Below are 15,317 nucleotides of genomic sequence, written 5' to 3' on the forward strand. Positions count from 1 at the left end.
CATGAAAAAACTCTGGTTGCTGGCTATGTTGGTCACTCCGCTGGCATTGGCCGCCCCGCAGGTGAGAATGGAGACCAATCACGGCAATATCGTGGTGGAGTTGGCTCCCAAACAGGCGCCTCAGACGGTGAAGAACTTTCTGCGCTACGTCGCAGACGGTAGCTATGATGGCAGCCTCTTTCACCGGGTGATCCAGAACTTCGTGGTGCAGGGGGGCGGCTACAACCAGCAGTTCCAGCAGTTGCCTACCTATGAGCCTGTGGTCAACGAATCCCGCGGTGGCCTGCCCAACCAACGTGGCAGTATCGCCATGGCTCGAACCCAGGCGGTCGACAGTGCGACCCGCCAGTTCTACTTCAACTTGGTCGATAACAACAATCTCAACGCCAGCGGCGCCGCTGGTTATACCGTTTTTGGTCAGGTAGTGCAGGGGATGGAGGTGCTGGACAAGCTGGCTCAGGTGCAGACAGGTTACAGTCCGATCCTGCGAGCCAACGATGTGCCGACCAGTCCTGTCATCCTCAAAAAGGTGGTGTTGCTGGCGGAAACCCCGGCGGACAAGAAAGTCGACAAGAACGCGGGCAAGTAACGTTCATCGGACGTTGCTCATCAGCGGGCCTTCGACATGCCACAGTGCAAGGCTCATCCCGTTCGGGATGGGCCTTTGCTCTATCCGGGCTTCTTTTGCGTATCTCTTAGCTCGCCTTGGCTATCTGCCATCAACCTGCCAAAATGACGCACTTTTCCAAAGCCCTCAGGTAGTTGAACATGATCCGCAAACCAAGCTGGAGAGAGTCCCTCGCTGTCTATCTCGAATTTCGGGTGTTTATTCTCTTTGCCATGGGGTTTTCATCGGGTCTGCCGCTGTTGCTGGTGTTCGGCACCCTCTCGTTCTGGCTGCGCGAGGCCGATGTCAGCCTGACCGATATCGGTTACATGAGCTGGGTGGCGCTCGCCTATGGCTTTAAATGGCTGTGGTCGCCGCTGGTGGATCGCATGCCGTTGCCACTGCTATCCCGCTGGCTGGGCCGGCGCCGTAGCTGGATGTTCTTCTCCCAGTTGCTGATTGCCGCCGCGCTGGTTGGCATGGCGTTCTGCGATCCCAAGACCGAGCTGGCCCAACTGGCGATGTTTGCCCTGCTGGTGGCCTTTGCCTCGGCGACCCAGGATATCGTCATCGATGCCTATCGCATCGAATCCGCCCCCGAGCGGCTGCAAGCGGCGATGGCGGCCTCCTACATGACCGGTTACCGACTGGCGATGATCATGGCAGGCGCTGGTGCGCTGGCGCTGGCAGCGTGGTTTGGCAGCAACAGCGGCTATGACTATCGTGGCTGGCAGATTACCTATCTGGTGATGGCGGGTCTGATGTCACTCGGGGTCATCACCACGCTGTTTTGCCACGAGCCGGATATCGATCTGGCCGGGCAGGGCAAGCAACAGGCCGAACGCAAGGCACTGTTGCAGGAGAAGGGGTGGCCCGCTCCATTAGCGAGTGCGGGGGCCTGGGGCTATGAGGCGGTCTGGTGTCCCTTTGCCGATTTTTTCCGCCGTTACGGTCGTTCGGCGCTGTTGATCCTGTTGCTTATCGCCTGCTATCGGGTTGCCGATGTGGTGATGGGAGTGATGTCCAACAGCTTCTATGTGGATATGCAGTTCAGCAAGACCGAGGTGGCCACTATTACCAAGGTGTTTGGCGTTATCATGACCCTGGTGGGCGCTGCGCTGGGGGGCGTGCTGGTGATGCGCTTTGGCACGCTGCGCATTCTGTTCTTGGGGGCACTGCTCACCGCCAGCACCAACCTGCTGTTTGCCCTGCTCAATCAGGTGGGCCACAACCTGGAGTTGCTGACCCTGATCATCTCGCTGGATAACCTCAGTGCCGGTATCGCGACCGCGGCCTTCGTGACCTATCTCTCCAGCCTGACCAATGTGGCATTTTCGGCCACTCAGTACGCCCTGTTCAGCTCGGTGATGTTGCTATTGCCCAAGTTGCTGGCCGGTTTTTCGGGGCAGGTGGTGGAGCAGATTGGCTACAGTGCCTTCTTTATCGGAACCAGTTTATTGGGCTTGCCGGTGTTGTTGTTGATTGTGCTTGTCGCCAGAAAAGGGAGTGAGTTGCTCTCAGCGGCTGACAAATAGCAAGCGTTTGCGTGAGGGCGGGGGTGATTAGATTCACACTTCCGGATAAAGTTCCCGAGAAGTTGTTTCCCCCCCAATATTATTTGATTAGAATTCCCCCCGCTCCTTGTGGGCAGGCTACGGAAAACCTCAACTAACGTACAAGAGACCAATAAAATGGCCAAATTTACCAAGACTCTGATCGCTGCCGGCCTGCTGGCTTCTGCTGCTACCCCGGCCTTTGCTGCTGATTACAGCGGTGACATCCACAAGAATGACTACAAGTGGATGCAGTTCAACGTCATGCACACCATCGATCAGCGTCCTACCTTTACTGAAGACGGTAACTACAACGATACCTACCTCGAAATGGAGTTTGGTGGTCGTTCCGGCCTGTTCGATCTGTACGGCTATGTCGACGTCTTCGATATCTTCGACAGCCGTCACAGCGACAAGCACGGTGGCCAGAACATCTTCATGAAGTTCGCTCCGCGTCTGTCTCTGGATGCCCTGACCGGTAAAGATCTCTCCTTCGGCCCGGTTCAAGAGCTCTACATCGCCTCCCTGAACAACGTTGATGACAACATGATGGAGAACCAGATCGGCCTGGGCGCCGATGTGATGGTTCCCTGGTTTGGCAAGGTGGGCATGAACCTGTACGCTCGTCACGCCACCGAGAGCAAGTTCTTCCAGGAAGAAGAGGGTACCTGGAACGGCTATCAGTTCTCCATGAACTGGTTCAAGCCCTTCTACACCTTCTCTAACGGCTCCTTCGTCTCCTATCAGGGCTACCTGGACTACCTGTTCGATGCCGACACCTACGATCGCGACGATCGTAACGAAACCGGCGTTGCGACCTTCCACGGCATCTACTGGCACTCCGATCGCTACGCCGTCGGTTACGGCCTGAAGTACTTCAACGACGTGTACGGCGTCAAAAACAACGATATCAGCAAATCAACTGGTTTTGGCCACTACTTCTCTGTTACCTACAAGTTCTAATCAAACTTGAGGTACAAAAAACCGGAGCATCTGCTCCGGTTTTTTTATGACCGCGATTTAGATAGCATGACGCGAGCCATCAAGTGCGCCACGGCAGAGTGGAGTAATCAGTCGCGGAAATTCTGGAACTGCATCGGCTGGCCCAGTTCGGCGCCACGGACCAGCGCCATGGTCTCTTGCAGATCGTCACGCTTCTTGCCAGTGACGCGAACTTCATCGCCCTGGATGGCGACCTGCACCTTGATTTTGGAATCCTTGATCAGCTTGACCAGCTTCTTGGCGATCTCTTTCTCGATCCCTTGCTTGAACTTGACGGTCAGGTGGAAGCGCTTGCCGGAGTGAACAGAGTCACCCACTTCCATGGAGCTGTTTTCGATGTTGCGCTTGAGCAGGGCGCCGCGCAGCATCTCGACCATTTGCTTGAGCTGGAAATCGGCATCCGCTTCCAGTTTCACCTCTTCCTTGTTCAACTCGAAGCTGGCTTCTACCCCACGGAAATCGAAACGGGTGGCCAGTTCACGATTGGCGTTGTCGACTGCATTCAACACCTCGTTCATTTTGACTTCAGAGACAATATCGAATGACGGCATAGCCGGAGCTCCTCATGTTGCGTTATCGGGGGGCAAATCTACCAGAAAACGGGCAAATTTGCTGATTTTGATGGGGGTGCTCTGCTAGAATCCCCTGCGCGCAGGACGGGAGGACCCGTTAGTGTCCTCTGGCGACATCTTCACTTATCTCCGGTAACAGGTTGAGAGGATTGCAACCCTTACCCTGACAGAGTCACACCATGCCAAGCGGATTAACACATTCCCGACAACCCGTTATGCCACCTGTCGCCCCAAAGTGGACATTGTTGGGGTGCGGTGCTCTCGGCGGCGTTTTTGCCTCCCTGTTGACCCAGAGCGGTCAATCCACCCGTGTCTTGTTGCGCGAGCATCATAAGTCCACGCTCCATCCGGGGATCGATTTCACCTCGCTGGAGGGGCATGTCCAGTTGCTCAATATCGAGCGCGGCTTTGTCTGCAAACCCGGCAAGATCCAGCGCCTGCTGGTGATGACCAAGGCCAGTCAGGTAGTTGCTGCGCTGGCGCCGCTGGTGGGGTCGCTGGATGTGGCCGCGCCGATCGTATTGCTGCACAACGGGATGGGCATTGCCGAGCAGGTGGCCGAGATGTTCCCGCACAACCCGGTGATCGCCGGGGTGACCAGCCATGGCGCCATGCAGTGTGGCCATTTTGTCTTCCGTCATACTGGCAAGGGTGAGACCTGGCTTGGCCCGATCAATGACGCAGCCAAGGCACATGCCGGGTTGGCGGATGATCTTGCTACGGCCCTCGGTCAGGCGGGGTGGGATGAACAGTTATTGACGCGCCAGTGGCAAAAGCTGGCCATCAACTGTGCCATCAATCCCCTGACGGCCCTTTATAAGCTGAAAAACGGCGAGCTGGCTGGCCCCCGTTTTGCCGATGCCCTGCAGCAGATCTGCGTGGAAGTGGCGGATGTGATGTGCGCCGAAGGGATTGTGACCACGGCAGAGGAGTTGCAGCGCCGGGTGATGACAGTGGTGGAACTGACCGCTGACAATTACTCCTCCATGTATCAGGATATGGAGCTGGGACGCGAGACCGAGATTGAGGCCATTACCGGCTTCCTGTTGGCCAAGGCTGCCCGGCATGGCATTGCCGTACCGATCAATCAGGGTCTCTATCAGGCGATCAAAGAGAAGAGTCAGGCAGCCTGACCTTTTACATGGCAGAGCAAGCAGCAAGGAGGCGAACGTGAGTGTACTGGTGCTGGTGGCCCCCGGGTCGGAAGAGATAGAGACGGTTGCGATTGTCGATACCCTGGTGCGCGCCTGCATCGAGGTGGCGCTGGCCTCTTGCTGCCCTGCCGGATCCCGGCAGGTGAAGGCATCGCGCGGGGTACAGCTGGTGGCCGATTGTCATATCGACGAACTGACCAGTCGGGATTTTGAAGCCATCGTGGTGCCCGGCGGTCTGCCCGGCAGCGAAGTGATCCGCGATACCCCGCTGGCCATCGATCTGCTTAAAGAGCTGGCGGTACTTGGTCGCTGGCGTGCGGCCATCTGCGCCGCCCCGGTAGTGGTGTTGCAACATCACGGTCTGCTGGATAGTGCCATCGTCACCTGCCATCCCGGCTTTCAGCCCCGACTATCGGCATCGCAGTTGTCACATGAGCGGGTCGTCAGGGATGAGGCTCATCGCCTTATCACCAGTCAGGGGCCGGGCAGTGCCATCGAGTTTGCCCTCGAACTGGTACGGGTGCTGCGCGGGGATGAGGTGGCCATGGCGGTGGCTGGCCCTATGGTGCTGCCGTAACCGCACGCTTGCATGATGAAGCGGTGTGAGCGCGAGGCCGTAAAACCATGCCTCGACAGCACATCTCGCAAAACGGGCCCCGGTCAGCTTGACCGGGGCCCGTTTGTCTCTGCAATGGCCGGTCACACCCTCTTGTCAGGCTTAATAGTCATACTGTTTGCATTGCTTGGCCTCGAATTCCCCGCGCCAGCGTGACAGCTCCTTCTGTGTCCCCAGCGTGTCTCCCTTCTTGATGGCCTGCTCCAGTATCTCAATCCGGTCGTACAGCCAGCGGCACTCTGCCGTCGGGTTGTTCTTGCCGATGCCGGTCAACGGCAGTAAACAGAGTCCCAGCCAAAGATATTTCATCTCGCACGCTCCTTGTCATGATGGTGGTTGGGGTCTCCTTAGAGTCTATCATTCTGGCCGCATCGAGAGAGATAGAGTGGCTGCCTTCCTTGGGGTAAGATGATGCCATGTCTGTTTATTTATACAGTGGTATGCGCAAGATCATCCATATCGACATGGACTGCTTTTTTGCCGCGGTGGAGATGCGGGACAACCCGGCGCTGCGCGAAGTACCGCTCGCCATCGGCGGCGCGTCGGATCGGCGCGGCGTCATCTCGACCTGCAACTATGTGGCGCGCCGGTTTGGGGTACGCTCCGCCATGCCGAGCGCGCTGGCGAAAAAACTCTGTCCACCGCTGGTACTGATCCCGGGGCGGATGGCGGTGTACAAGGATATCTCCCGTCAGCTCAGGGCCATTTTCCGCCGTTATACCGATCTGGTGGAACCGCTGTCGCTGGATGAAGCTTACCTGGATGTCACCCATAGTCGCTGTTGTGGCGGCAGCGCCACCTTGATGGCGCAAGAGATCCGGCAAGCCATCGTCACCGAACTGGGATTGACCGCCTCGGCCGGTGTGGCGCCCAACAAGTTTCTCGCCAAGCTCGCCTCGGAGCAGCGCAAACCGGATGGCCTGTTTGTCATTCGTCCCGACGAGGTGGCCGAATTTGTCTGCCCGTTGCCCCTTGGCAAACTGCCCGGGGTGGGGCGCAAGACCGCCGAGCGGCTGGAGGCGCAGGGGCTCTACACCTGCGAGGATGCGCGGGCCTTGTCGGCACAAGAACTTTGCAGTCGTTTTGGCAAGCTGGGGGAGATGCTGACGACCCGGATCTGGGGAGTGGATGAGCAGCCGGTACAGGCGCACCGGATCCGCAAAACTATCGGGGTGGAAACCACCTTGGCGAGCGATCTCTGTGACGAAGAGGCCTGCCTGACAATATTGCAACAACTGTTGCCGGAGCTGGAGCGGCGATTTCAGCTGGCGTGTCCTGCCGAGCAGGTGATGGGCCAGGGAATCAAGCTCAAGTTTGCCGACTTCCATCAGACCACCGTCTATCGCAGTCAGGGGGGATATCAGCCCGCCTTGTTTGCCCCCCTGCTTAAGGAGGGGCTGCAGCGGGCGCAAGGGCGCTCGGTTCGCCTGCTGGGATTGGTGGTGGGTTTACCAAAAGAGGGGGAAGTTAATCAACTCTCGCTGGATTTGCTGTGACAGAGTTAAGTTTTTGTTTATAAAGTCGATAATCAATTCATCTCTGTATGACGTAGGAATATTGGCATGAGCGCTCTTTCTGTCCAGGGTCGGATCACCCTGATCGCCGGTTGCTGTCTGTTGGTGACAGCGGCCGCCCTGGTTGCCTCTTCGATTTACAACGCGAACAAGATGCAGCAGCAGGTGCGGCAAGCCACCATGCACGAGGCGCAGCAGTCGGCTGAACACTGGATGAAGGCGATGGGCTCGGAGCAGGCGGCCAAGGTGACCAGCTATCTCGATGAGGCCTATTTCCGGGCGAGCTTGCTGGCGGAGAGCGTGTTGTTCCAGCGCAAAAATGCGGCCGAGAACTTTGTCCATTCGGAGGCGCTGCGCGGGGCTATCAATCAGCAATTGCACGATGCGGCGGCCTCTTCCACCAACCTGCTCGGCGTCTATGCGGTATTTGAGCCCGATCAGCTGGATGGGGAGGACAGCAATTATCAGGGCTCTACGGAGCTGGGCTCAAATGATAAAGGGCGCTTCTCCAGCTATTGGGCTTATGACAATGGCCAACTGGTGCCCGAGGTGCAGAGTGAGGATACGCTGGCTGACGATAGCCAGACCGCTGCCGGTGGGGTTGAAAACGAATGGTATCGCTGCAGCATTCGCACCCGAGCCCTCTGTCTGCTGGAGCCTTATCTCGATGAAGTGGGCGACAACAAGGTATTGATGACCTCGGTGACTGTGCCCTTGCTGGAGCAAGGGAACTTACTGGGGATGGTGGGTGTCGACATCTCTCTGACCACCTTGCAGAATCTGGTCTCCGCCATGGACAAGGCGCTCTATGACGGCAAGGGAAAGATATTGTTGGTGAGCCACGATGGGCGTGTGGCTGGCGCGGACGAGTTTGTTGTGACGCCGGGTGAGAAACTTGCTCAAACCCATCAGGCACTGGCTGGTGACCTGCAAGGGTGGCAGGCTCAGGGTAAAGAGCTGACGCGCTGGAGCAGTGACGGCTCCCTGTTGCAGACCTTTGTCCCTGTCTCCATGCGAGGCACTGAACACAAATGGGGCATTTACATTGAATTGCCAAGAGCCGTGGTGCTGGCTTCGGCCCAGCAGCTACAGGATGAACTGGCCAGCGAGGCCAGCCGCAGCGTGGTCTCGCAACTGTTTATCGGGGTCTTGATCTCGCTACTGGCCCTGAGCTTTATCTGGCTGATGGCGCGCCGGATCGTTGCGCCTATCCGGGCCGTGGTTGCCCGTCTCAAGGACATTGCCAGTGGTGAAGGGGATTTGACCCAGCGCATCGAGATCCAGCGACAGGATGAAATAGGTGAGCTGGCCACCTGGTTCAACAGCTTCCTCAACAAGCTGCAATCTACTATCAGCCAGGTGATTGATACCGTCTCCGGCACCCGCAACAGTGCCGAAGGTGCAGCGCAGGTGGCCGAACGCACCAGTCGTGGCATGCAGGCCCAGTATCAGGAGATCGATTTGGTGGCGACGGCATTTGAGGAGCTGAGCGCCACGGCGATGCAGGTGTCGGGCAATGCCAGCGCTGCCGTGGCCGCAGCCAATACGACGGATGCCGCGGCGCAAGAGGGCAAGTATGTGGTGGCCGATACCCAGGAAGCGATGCGCAAGCTGATGACCATCATCAACGATGCCCAGCCGGTTGCCGAGCATCTCTCGGCTAACAGCGGCAACATCAATGACATCCTCATCGTGATCCAGGGGATTGCCGAGCAGACCAACCTGTTGGCGCTCAATGCGGCTATCGAAGCGGCGCGTGCCGGTGAACAGGGGCGAGGTTTTGCCGTGGTTGCCGATGAGGTACGCAATCTGGCAGGCAGTACCCAGAATGCCATAGTCGAGATCCAGAACCTGATCAGCCAGCTGCAATCCGGTACCGGCGCCGTGGTCAAGGCGATCCGCGACGGTCATGACCAGGCTGATGAGACCCTTGCCAAGGTGGATCTCTCGGTACAGGTGCTGGAGCAGATCATCCAGTCTGTCTCAACCATCCATCAGATGAACGAGCAGATTGCCCGGGCGGCACAGGAGCAGAGCCGGGTAGCGGACGAGATCAACCGCAATGTCAGCAACATTCGCGATGTGAGCCATACCATACGGGCCGAAGCGGCAACTTCCGCCGAAAATGGTCGTGAGCTGTCGGCGCTGGCGGATAAACAGCAGCAACTGGTAGGGCAGTTCAAGGTATAGCAAGGATGAAAAAAGGCGCCATCCAGCTGGAGGCGCCAAACACATTCAGATGACAGACAGGATCAAACCGTGAGATTTGAGCCCCTCTTCCCGCAGAGGAAGAAACACAACACCACAATCACAGTCGAAAGGCCCACGAAAAACACATGCAAACCAACATGTAGTAGAAAATGTGAGCCATATGACGACTTATTGCTGGGCGAATTATGTTTATTCACTGGTCGGCCCGCAACCGACAAATTATAATGCGCTCCATTAGAAAAACTCATCGTCGGCTGGTGTCATGTCTCGTCGTTTACCACCGCTCAATGCCCTCAAGGCGTTTGAAGCTGCGGCCCGTCACTTAAGCTTTACTCGTGCAGCAGAAGAGCTGTTTGTCACTCAGGCTGCCATCAGCCACCAGATCAAGGCGCTGGAAGAGTATCTTGGCATCAAGCTGTTCCGCCGTAAAAACCGCTCCCTGCTGCTGACGGAAGAGGGGCAGGGTTACTTCCTCGATATCAAGGATATCTTTGCTTCCATCTCGGAGGCGACCGACAAGCTGCTGGCCCGCAGTGCCAAGGGAGCGTTGACTGTCAGTCTGCAACCGAGTTTTGCCATCCAGTGGCTGGTACCGCGGCTGGTCAAGTTCAGCGAGCGTCACCCCGATATCGATGTGCGGATCAAGGCGGTCGATCTTGACGAAGGGTCGCTGACCGACGATGTGGATGTGGCCATCTATTACGGGCGCGGCAACTGGCCCAGTCTGCGTAGTGACAAGTTGCATACCGAATACCTGATTCCCGTCTGTTCCCCCTTGCTGCTGACCGGGCCCAAGCCACTGCGCACGCCGCAGGATCTGACGCACCATACCCTGCTGCACGATACCTCCCGCCGCGACTGGAAGGCCTGGTTCCGTCAGCTCGATATCGATGCCCCCAACGTCAATCAGGGGCCCATCTTCAGCCACTCCACCATGGTGATCCAGGCGGCGATCCACGGTCAGGGGGTGGCGCTCGGCCATAGCGTACTGGCGCAACCCGAGATTGAGGCCGGTCGCCTTATCTGCCCGTTCGAGCAGGTACTGGTGAGCAAAAACGCCTTCTATCTGGTGTGTCAGGAGCAGCAGTCGGATCAGGGCAAGATCGTTGCTTTCCGCGACTGGATGCTGGAGCTGGTGGAGCAGGAGGAGGCACGTCGCAGGGCAAGGCTCGCCGATGCCTGATGTGATCCGCGAGGGGGCAGCAGATGCCCCCGTGCGCATTTTGCTGGCCCACGGTGCGGGTGCAGGGATGGAACACCCCTTTCTGGCCGAGCTGTCACGCTTGCTGGCCGGGCCGGATATCGAAGTGGTGCGCTTCAACTTTCCCTACATGACAAGGCGGGCACAGGATGGCAAGCGCCGCCCGCCTGACAGGGCGCCTGTGCTGCTCGCCCATTGGCACGAGATGATCCGCGAGTTTGCCCATCCACGGCTGTTTCTGGCGGGCAAGTCGATGGGCGGGCGGATGGCCGCAGAACTGTATCGTGAAGGCGAGGGTGAGATGAATGCTGCAGGATTGCTCATTCTCGGGTATCCTTTCCACCCTCCGGCCAAGCCCGACAGTTGGCGAGGCGAGGTACTCAAGCATATTGCAGTGCCAACCCTGCTGTTGCAGGGGGAGCGCGATACCTTCGGGCGTCGCGCCGAACTGGCCGATTTCCCCTTCTCACCCGCCGTATCGGTCCATTGGTTGACCGATGGTGATCATGGTTTCAAACCGCGTAAAGCCAGTGGCATGAGTGAGCAGGAGAATATGCAGCATGCGGCGGCGGCCATCAGCCATTTTGTCGCCCGGCACGGATAGCAAGCGTGGACTGGCCTTCTTGCCAGCCTTAATGAGAGAGGGGGAGTGAGGATGCAGATCCATCGACATTGGCTGATACTGGCCGGTCTCTTCGGGCTGACGGCTACCATGCTGGGGGCGTATGGCGCCCATGGCTTGGCGGCGACCGGCATGACGCCCGCGCGTCTGGCGGCATTCAATACCGCCGTGCAATATCAGTTTTTTCACGCATTGGCCCTGCTGGTTCTGGGCTGGTGTGGTGTGCGCAGCAAGGTGATCACCTTCGCTGGCAGCGCATTTGTGCTGGGGATCATCGGATTTTCCGGCAGTATTTACGCCATGGTGCTGCTTGGCAGCAAGGGGCTGGGGCTCATTACCCCGGCCGGTGGCCTCTGTTTTATGTTGGGATGGGCGGCCCTGATCTGGGCTGGCTGTCGTCTTGGAGGAAAAAATGAATAATCTGCTGCTTTATTGCCGCCCCGGTTTTGAGAAAGAGGCGGCTGCAGAGATCACCGAGCGTGCCGGTAACATGCAGTGCTACGGTTTCGCCCGGGTCAAGGACGACAGCGGTTATGTGATCTTCGAACTGTATGACGAGGAGCAGGCGGATCTGCTGGCGCGCAAGTTGCCGTTCCGGGAGCTCATCTTCATCCGTCAGATGCTGGTGGTGACCCACGAGCTGAAGGCGCTGGATGTCGCGGACAGGATCACCCCCATCCTCGAGGCGGTCAGTGACTACACTATTTGCGGCGATCTGCGGGTCGAGACCGCGGATACCAACGAAGCGAAAGAGCTGTCGGCCTTCTGCCGCAAGTTCACCGTGCCGCTGCGTCAGGCGCTGCGCAGCAACGAGATCCTGACCAAGAAGGAGACGCCAAACCGTCCGGTGTTCCACGCCTTCTTTATGGCCAATGATCACGTGTTGCTGGGCTACTCCTATTCGTTCAACAACTCCGGATTCCACATGGGGATCCCGCGCCTGCGCTTCCCGGCCGATGCGCCGAGCCGCTCCAGCCTCAAGCTGGAGGAGGCGTTTTACGTGTTCGTGCCGCGGGAAGAGTGGGATGTGCGTCTCTGCTCAGGCATGAAGGCGGTGGATCTGGGGGCTTGCCCGGGGGGCTGGACTTATCAGCTGGTGCGTCGTGGCATGATGGTGACGGCGGTCGACAACGGCATGATGGCCCAATCCCTGATGGACACCGGTCAGGTCAAGCATATCCGGGATGACGGTTTCGTCTGGCGTCCGAGCAAGAAGAATACCTACTGGCTGGTGTGTGACATGGTCGATAAACCGGCGCGGGTCGTTCACATGATTGCGGACTGGTTCCGTGAAGGTGACTGCCAGGAGGCGATGTTCAACCTCAAGCTGCCGATGAAGAAACGGTATGCCGAGTCGGTGCACAATATCGAGGTCTTGCGCGAGATGCTCAAGGAGATCGACAAGGCGTTCGTTATTCAGGCCAAGCAGCTCTATCACGATCGGGAAGAGATCACGGTGCATGTTTACAACAAGTTCTGGGTCTCCAAACTCGAGCCCAAAGCGTGACGTAAGCGTTAAGACTGCACGATAAATACCAAGGCCGACAGGGAAACCTGTCGGCCTTTTGCTATCCGGCTGCCGGAAAATCTCAGAAACGGTAGTCGAGGCGCAGGGAAGATTCGTCGTCGGTCACTTTGATCTCGATCTGCAGCGGGATGGTTTTATCGACCGGATTAAACTGCAATTTTATTCCGTCTCCTCTCAGTCTGAGGGCGGTGTTCATACCGCCAGCCTTGAACTTGACCTTGGGTCTGAAGCGATCGACCGACAGACTGACTCTTTTTTCCGGGGTAAGATTGAGTTGTTGATAGGAGGTGAGCTTCTGGTTGCCAAAATTGTCGGTGGTCACCTCTATGCCGAAAGACAAGGGCTTGGGCGCCTTGAGCAGAGCGTTGGTATCCAGGCTTGAGCGCCAGACCTCGCTGGCCGTCCGTTTTTCCTGCTGCGGCAGTCTGGCGGTGTGGGTTGATTGAGCCTGTTCGAAGGCACTGGCAGTGCTCCAAACCAGTAGCAGACCCGAAACCAGATAGCACCAGTATCCCTTCATGAAAAACACTCCCTGTTCTTCTTCTCTATTGAACATAGTTGCTGTCCGGGGAGTGGCAAAGTAATCGTAAACATAAAAAAGGGAGCCGAAGCTCCCTTTTAAAATCAATAAATTAAATCACAGCCGTTCGATGATCGCCTGGGTGAACTCGTTGGTGGAAGCCGTGCCCCCCAGATCCCGGGTGACCCGATCACCGGATTCAATGGTGGCACGCACCGCTTCGCGGATCCGCTCGGCTTTATCCTGCATGCCGAGGTACTCCAGCATCTGGATGGCGGCGAGGATCACCGAGGTCGGGTTGGCAATGTTCTTGCCTGCGATGTCTGGCGCAGAGCCATGTACCGCTTCGAAGATGGCCGCGCCATCGCCGATGTTGGCACCTGGCGCCATGCCCAGCCCGCCGACCAGGCCGGCACAGAGATCCGAGAGGATATCGCCAAAGAGATTGGTGGTGACCATCACATCGAAACGCTCCGGATACATCACCAGGTTCATGCAGGCGGCATCGACGATCATCTCCTCGCTCTGGATATCCGGATAACGGCTGGCTACGTCACGAGCCACCTCCAGAAACAGGCCTGAGGTCGACTTGAGGATGTTGGCCTTGTGGATGATGGTGACCTTCTTGCGCCCTTCCTGACGGGCCAGCTCGAAGGCAAACTTGACGATACGCTCGGCCCCTTCGCGGGTGATGATGCTCATCGCCTCGGCGCTCTTGTTGTCATCGCTGCGTTTCTGACCTGCACCCGAGTACATCCCTTCGGTATTTTCACGCACTGTGATGATGTCGATGTTGTCGTAGCGGCTTCGGGTACCCTTGAAGGAGATGACCGGACGCACGTTGGCGTAGAGGTGAAACTTCTTGCGCAGGGAGACGTTGATGGAGGTAAAACCGCCACCGACCGGTGTAGTCAATGGTCCTTTCAGACTCACCTTGTTCTTCTCTATGAGATCCAGGGTGGCCTGGGGCAGCAGCTCACCATGCTTCTCAAGGGCAGCCAAACCCGCATCAGCGTATTCGTATTCAAAGTCACAGCCCGCATGGGTCAGGATCTGGATGGCTGATTCGATGATGCTGGGGCCGATGCCGTCACCGGGGATCACGGTAATTTTTCTTTTGGACATGAGAGGATTCCACTTCCAGAGTACAGGGGAGGATGGGGCTGCTTTATAGCATTTGCTCAGCAAACCCACCACATTCCTTCACATTTTACTCATTTTTATCAACAGCTGGGGTGAGTCTCGTCATGGTTCATGCCCTTGCCTGCATTTTTGTTCGGCCATTTAGTCCGGCTGGGGCGGATAACGGATCTCCCGCAGGTTGAATCCCAGTGGAATATCCTGCTGCAAGCGTACCAGCCGTCGGGCCATTAGGGCCTCATCCTGATGTTGGTGCAGCTTGAGCAGGGGCTTGGCTGCCCCCTCTTGCTGGCAAGCCTCGAGCATGGTCGTCAGATTGCCGTACTGCTGCAACAGCTGGGTGGCGGTCTTGGGGCCGATCCCCGGTACCCCCTTGATATTGGAACCGCTGATACCGGTCAGGGCCCAGAAGTCGACCAGTTGCGCGGGGGCTACCCCATATTGCTGCTGGACGAAGGCCGCATCCAGCCAACGCTTGTTGAAGTAGTCGCGCACCCGGATCTGCGGGCAGATAAGCTGGCAGAAACCCTTGTCGGTAGAGATGATGGTCGCCTGATGGCCGTGGCTGGCGATGCCGCTGGCGAGGGTTGCGATCAGATCATCCGCTTCATCGGTGTCGGAGAGCAGGGCATCGACACCACACTCCCAGAAGGCATCTTGCAGGGTCGCCAGCCCTTCACGCAGTTCGGGGGGCATGGGCGTTCGCCCCTCCTTGTAGGCCGGATAGATCTCTTTGCGCCAGCTGTGCACCTCGCCGTCAAAGACCGCGATGACATGGGTCGGCTCGCTATTGGTCAGCAGCTTGCGGCAGGTATTGATCAGATTGGCACGGGTGGCGACCAGTGCCTGGGCAGGGGTCAGAGCCTGCTGGGCCTGTACCGCGTGCAGACGGCGAATGAGGTTGAGGGCATCGATGATGAGCAGGTGTGGCCGGATAGTTGACATGGGGCACTCTTGGCGGTCGGGACGCCCCATTGTAACAAACCACTCGCCTGATGGGGGATTGGTGGTATTCGGGGAGGGCTGAGTCAACAAAGAAAGCGAATAAAGAGGGGCGCTGATGCGCCCCTCTGTCGA

Annotated in this window: 16 protein-coding genes; 11 read left to right on the forward strand and 5 right to left on the reverse strand. The window is 57.8% G+C overall.

What is annotated here, in order from left to right:
* Window position 1 precedes the first annotated feature (1 nt).
* The 3 genes from BN1125_RS03240 (at window position 2) to BN1125_RS03250 (ending at window position 3,123) form a co-directional block, all read left to right on the forward strand.
* The gene (locus BN1125_RS03240) at window positions 2-589 is read left to right on the forward strand and encodes a peptidylprolyl isomerase (RefSeq protein WP_042010645.1); all 588 of its coding nucleotides are present in this window, start codon (window positions 2-4) and stop codon (window positions 587-589) included.
* A gap of 173 nt (window positions 590-762) precedes the next feature.
* Entirely contained in the window at window positions 763-2,142 is a 1,380-nt protein-coding gene (locus BN1125_RS03245) for an AmpG family muropeptide MFS transporter (RefSeq protein ID WP_042010646.1), read from the forward strand.
* A 156-nt stretch (window positions 2,143-2,298) separates the two neighbouring features.
* Window positions 2,299-3,123, forward strand: a complete 825-nt coding sequence (locus BN1125_RS03250; RefSeq protein ID WP_042010647.1) for a nucleoside-specific channel-forming Tsx family protein — start codon at window positions 2,299-2,301, stop codon at window positions 3,121-3,123.
* 107 nt (window positions 3,124-3,230) lie between these two features.
* Here the strand turns inward: BN1125_RS03250 and BN1125_RS03255 are convergent, their stop codons facing one another.
* Complete coding sequence (locus BN1125_RS03255) at window positions 3,231-3,713, reverse strand: YajQ family cyclic di-GMP-binding protein (RefSeq protein ID WP_033137915.1); 483 nt, start codon at window positions 3,711-3,713, stop codon at window positions 3,231-3,233.
* Window positions 3,714-3,913: 200 nt separating this feature from the next.
* Between BN1125_RS03255 and BN1125_RS03260 the strand changes: the two genes are divergently transcribed.
* Together BN1125_RS03260 and BN1125_RS03265 are read left to right on the forward strand one after the other, a co-directional pair.
* The gene (locus tag BN1125_RS03260) at window positions 3,914-4,867 is read left to right on the forward strand and encodes a ketopantoate reductase family protein (RefSeq protein ID WP_042010648.1); all 954 of its coding nucleotides are present in this window, start codon (window positions 3,914-3,916) and stop codon (window positions 4,865-4,867) included.
* Window positions 4,868-4,904: 37 nt separating this feature from the next.
* A complete protein-coding gene (locus tag BN1125_RS03265; RefSeq protein WP_042010649.1) occupies window positions 4,905-5,465 on the forward strand; it encodes a DJ-1 family glyoxalase III in 561 nt (186 codons plus the stop codon).
* A gap of 141 nt (window positions 5,466-5,606) precedes the next feature.
* Here the strand turns inward: BN1125_RS03265 and BN1125_RS03270 are convergent, their stop codons facing one another.
* Window positions 5,607-5,813: a hypothetical protein gene (locus BN1125_RS03270; RefSeq protein ID WP_042010650.1), complete on the reverse strand. Its 207-nt coding sequence runs from the start codon at window positions 5,811-5,813 to the stop codon at window positions 5,607-5,609.
* A 131-nt stretch (window positions 5,814-5,944) separates the two neighbouring features.
* Between BN1125_RS03270 and dinB the strand changes: the two genes are divergently transcribed.
* The 6 genes from dinB to rlmM all read left to right on the forward strand — a co-directional run bounded on the left by dinB (window position 5,945) and on the right by rlmM (window position 12,559).
* On the forward strand, window positions 5,945-7,000 hold the full coding sequence (dinB, locus tag BN1125_RS03275) for a DNA polymerase IV (RefSeq protein ID WP_042010651.1): 1,056 nt from the start codon (window positions 5,945-5,947) through the stop codon (window positions 6,998-7,000).
* A 66-nt stretch (window positions 7,001-7,066) separates the two neighbouring features.
* Complete coding sequence (locus tag BN1125_RS03280; RefSeq protein WP_042010652.1) at window positions 7,067-9,208, forward strand: methyl-accepting chemotaxis protein; 2,142 nt, start codon at window positions 7,067-7,069, stop codon at window positions 9,206-9,208.
* A 283-nt stretch (window positions 9,209-9,491) separates the two neighbouring features.
* A complete protein-coding gene (locus BN1125_RS03285) occupies window positions 9,492-10,412 on the forward strand; it encodes a transcriptional regulator GcvA (RefSeq protein WP_042010653.1) in 921 nt (306 codons plus the stop codon).
* Entirely contained in the window at window positions 10,405-11,034 is a 630-nt protein-coding gene (locus BN1125_RS03290) for an alpha/beta family hydrolase (protein WP_042010654.1), read from the forward strand. The genes BN1125_RS03285 and BN1125_RS03290 overlap by 8 nt, the downstream gene beginning before the upstream one ends.
* 51 nt (window positions 11,035-11,085) lie before the next feature.
* The gene (locus tag BN1125_RS03295) at window positions 11,086-11,472 is read left to right on the forward strand and encodes a DUF423 domain-containing protein (RefSeq protein WP_042010655.1); all 387 of its coding nucleotides are present in this window, start codon (window positions 11,086-11,088) and stop codon (window positions 11,470-11,472) included.
* Window positions 11,465-12,559, forward strand: a complete 1,095-nt coding sequence (gene rlmM / locus BN1125_RS03300) for a 23S rRNA (cytidine(2498)-2'-O)-methyltransferase RlmM (protein ID WP_042010656.1) — start codon at window positions 11,465-11,467, stop codon at window positions 12,557-12,559. Before BN1125_RS03295 ends, rlmM begins: the two co-directional genes overlap by 8 nt.
* An 82-nt stretch (window positions 12,560-12,641) precedes the next feature.
* Here the strand turns inward: rlmM and BN1125_RS03305 are convergent, their stop codons facing one another.
* The 3 genes from BN1125_RS03305 to xni form a co-directional block, all read right to left on the reverse strand.
* Window positions 12,642-13,100: a hypothetical protein gene (locus tag BN1125_RS03305; protein ID WP_042010657.1), complete on the reverse strand. Its 459-nt coding sequence runs from the start codon at window positions 13,098-13,100 to the stop codon at window positions 12,642-12,644.
* 117 nt (window positions 13,101-13,217) lie between these two features.
* Window positions 13,218-14,225, reverse strand: a complete 1,008-nt coding sequence (locus BN1125_RS03310) for an isocitrate dehydrogenase (protein WP_042010658.1) — start codon at window positions 14,223-14,225, stop codon at window positions 13,218-13,220.
* Between the two features lie 159 nt (window positions 14,226-14,384).
* The gene (gene xni / locus BN1125_RS03315) at window positions 14,385-15,185 is read right to left on the reverse strand and encodes a flap endonuclease Xni (protein WP_042010659.1); all 801 of its coding nucleotides are present in this window, start codon (window positions 15,183-15,185) and stop codon (window positions 14,385-14,387) included.
* Between the last annotated feature and the right edge of the window lie 132 nt (window positions 15,186-15,317).

Origin of the sequence: Aeromonas fluvialis (assembly GCF_000819885.1) — a bacterium.
Classification (GTDB): domain Bacteria; phylum Pseudomonadota; class Gammaproteobacteria; order Enterobacterales; family Aeromonadaceae; genus Aeromonas; species Aeromonas fluvialis.

Excerpts from the sequence above, each read along its gene's own strand:
- BN1125_RS03240 (WP_042010645.1), top strand. The coding sequence starts at position 2 with ATGAAAAAACTCTGGTTGCTGGCTATGTTGGTCACTCCGCTGGCATTG.
- BN1125_RS03250 (WP_042010647.1), top strand. The coding sequence starts at position 2,299 with ATGGCCAAATTTACCAAGACTCTGATCGCTGCCGGCCTGCTGGCTTCT.
- BN1125_RS03255 (WP_033137915.1), bottom strand. The coding sequence starts at position 3,713 with ATGCCGTCATTCGATATTGTCTCTGAAGTCAAAATGAACGAGGTGTTG.
- BN1125_RS03260 (WP_042010648.1), top strand. The coding sequence starts at position 3,914 with ATGCCAAGCGGATTAACACATTCCCGACAACCCGTTATGCCACCTGTC.
- BN1125_RS03270 (WP_042010650.1), bottom strand. The coding sequence starts at position 5,813 with ATGAAATATCTTTGGCTGGGACTCTGTTTACTGCCGTTGACCGGCATC.
- dinB (WP_042010651.1), top strand. The coding sequence starts at position 5,945 with ATGCGCAAGATCATCCATATCGACATGGACTGCTTTTTTGCCGCGGTG.
- BN1125_RS03280 (WP_042010652.1), top strand. The coding sequence starts at position 7,067 with ATGAGCGCTCTTTCTGTCCAGGGTCGGATCACCCTGATCGCCGGTTGC.
- BN1125_RS03285 (WP_042010653.1), top strand. The coding sequence starts at position 9,492 with ATGTCTCGTCGTTTACCACCGCTCAATGCCCTCAAGGCGTTTGAAGCT.
- BN1125_RS03290 (WP_042010654.1), top strand. The coding sequence starts at position 10,405 with ATGCCTGATGTGATCCGCGAGGGGGCAGCAGATGCCCCCGTGCGCATT.
- BN1125_RS03295 (WP_042010655.1), top strand. The coding sequence starts at position 11,086 with ATGCAGATCCATCGACATTGGCTGATACTGGCCGGTCTCTTCGGGCTG.
- rlmM (WP_042010656.1), top strand. The coding sequence starts at position 11,465 with ATGAATAATCTGCTGCTTTATTGCCGCCCCGGTTTTGAGAAAGAGGCG.
- BN1125_RS03305 (WP_042010657.1), bottom strand. The coding sequence starts at position 13,100 with ATGAAGGGATACTGGTGCTATCTGGTTTCGGGTCTGCTACTGGTTTGG.
- BN1125_RS03310 (WP_042010658.1), bottom strand. The coding sequence starts at position 14,225 with ATGTCCAAAAGAAAAATTACCGTGATCCCCGGTGACGGCATCGGCCCC.
- xni (WP_042010659.1), bottom strand. The coding sequence starts at position 15,185 with ATGTCAACTATCCGGCCACACCTGCTCATCATCGATGCCCTCAACCTC.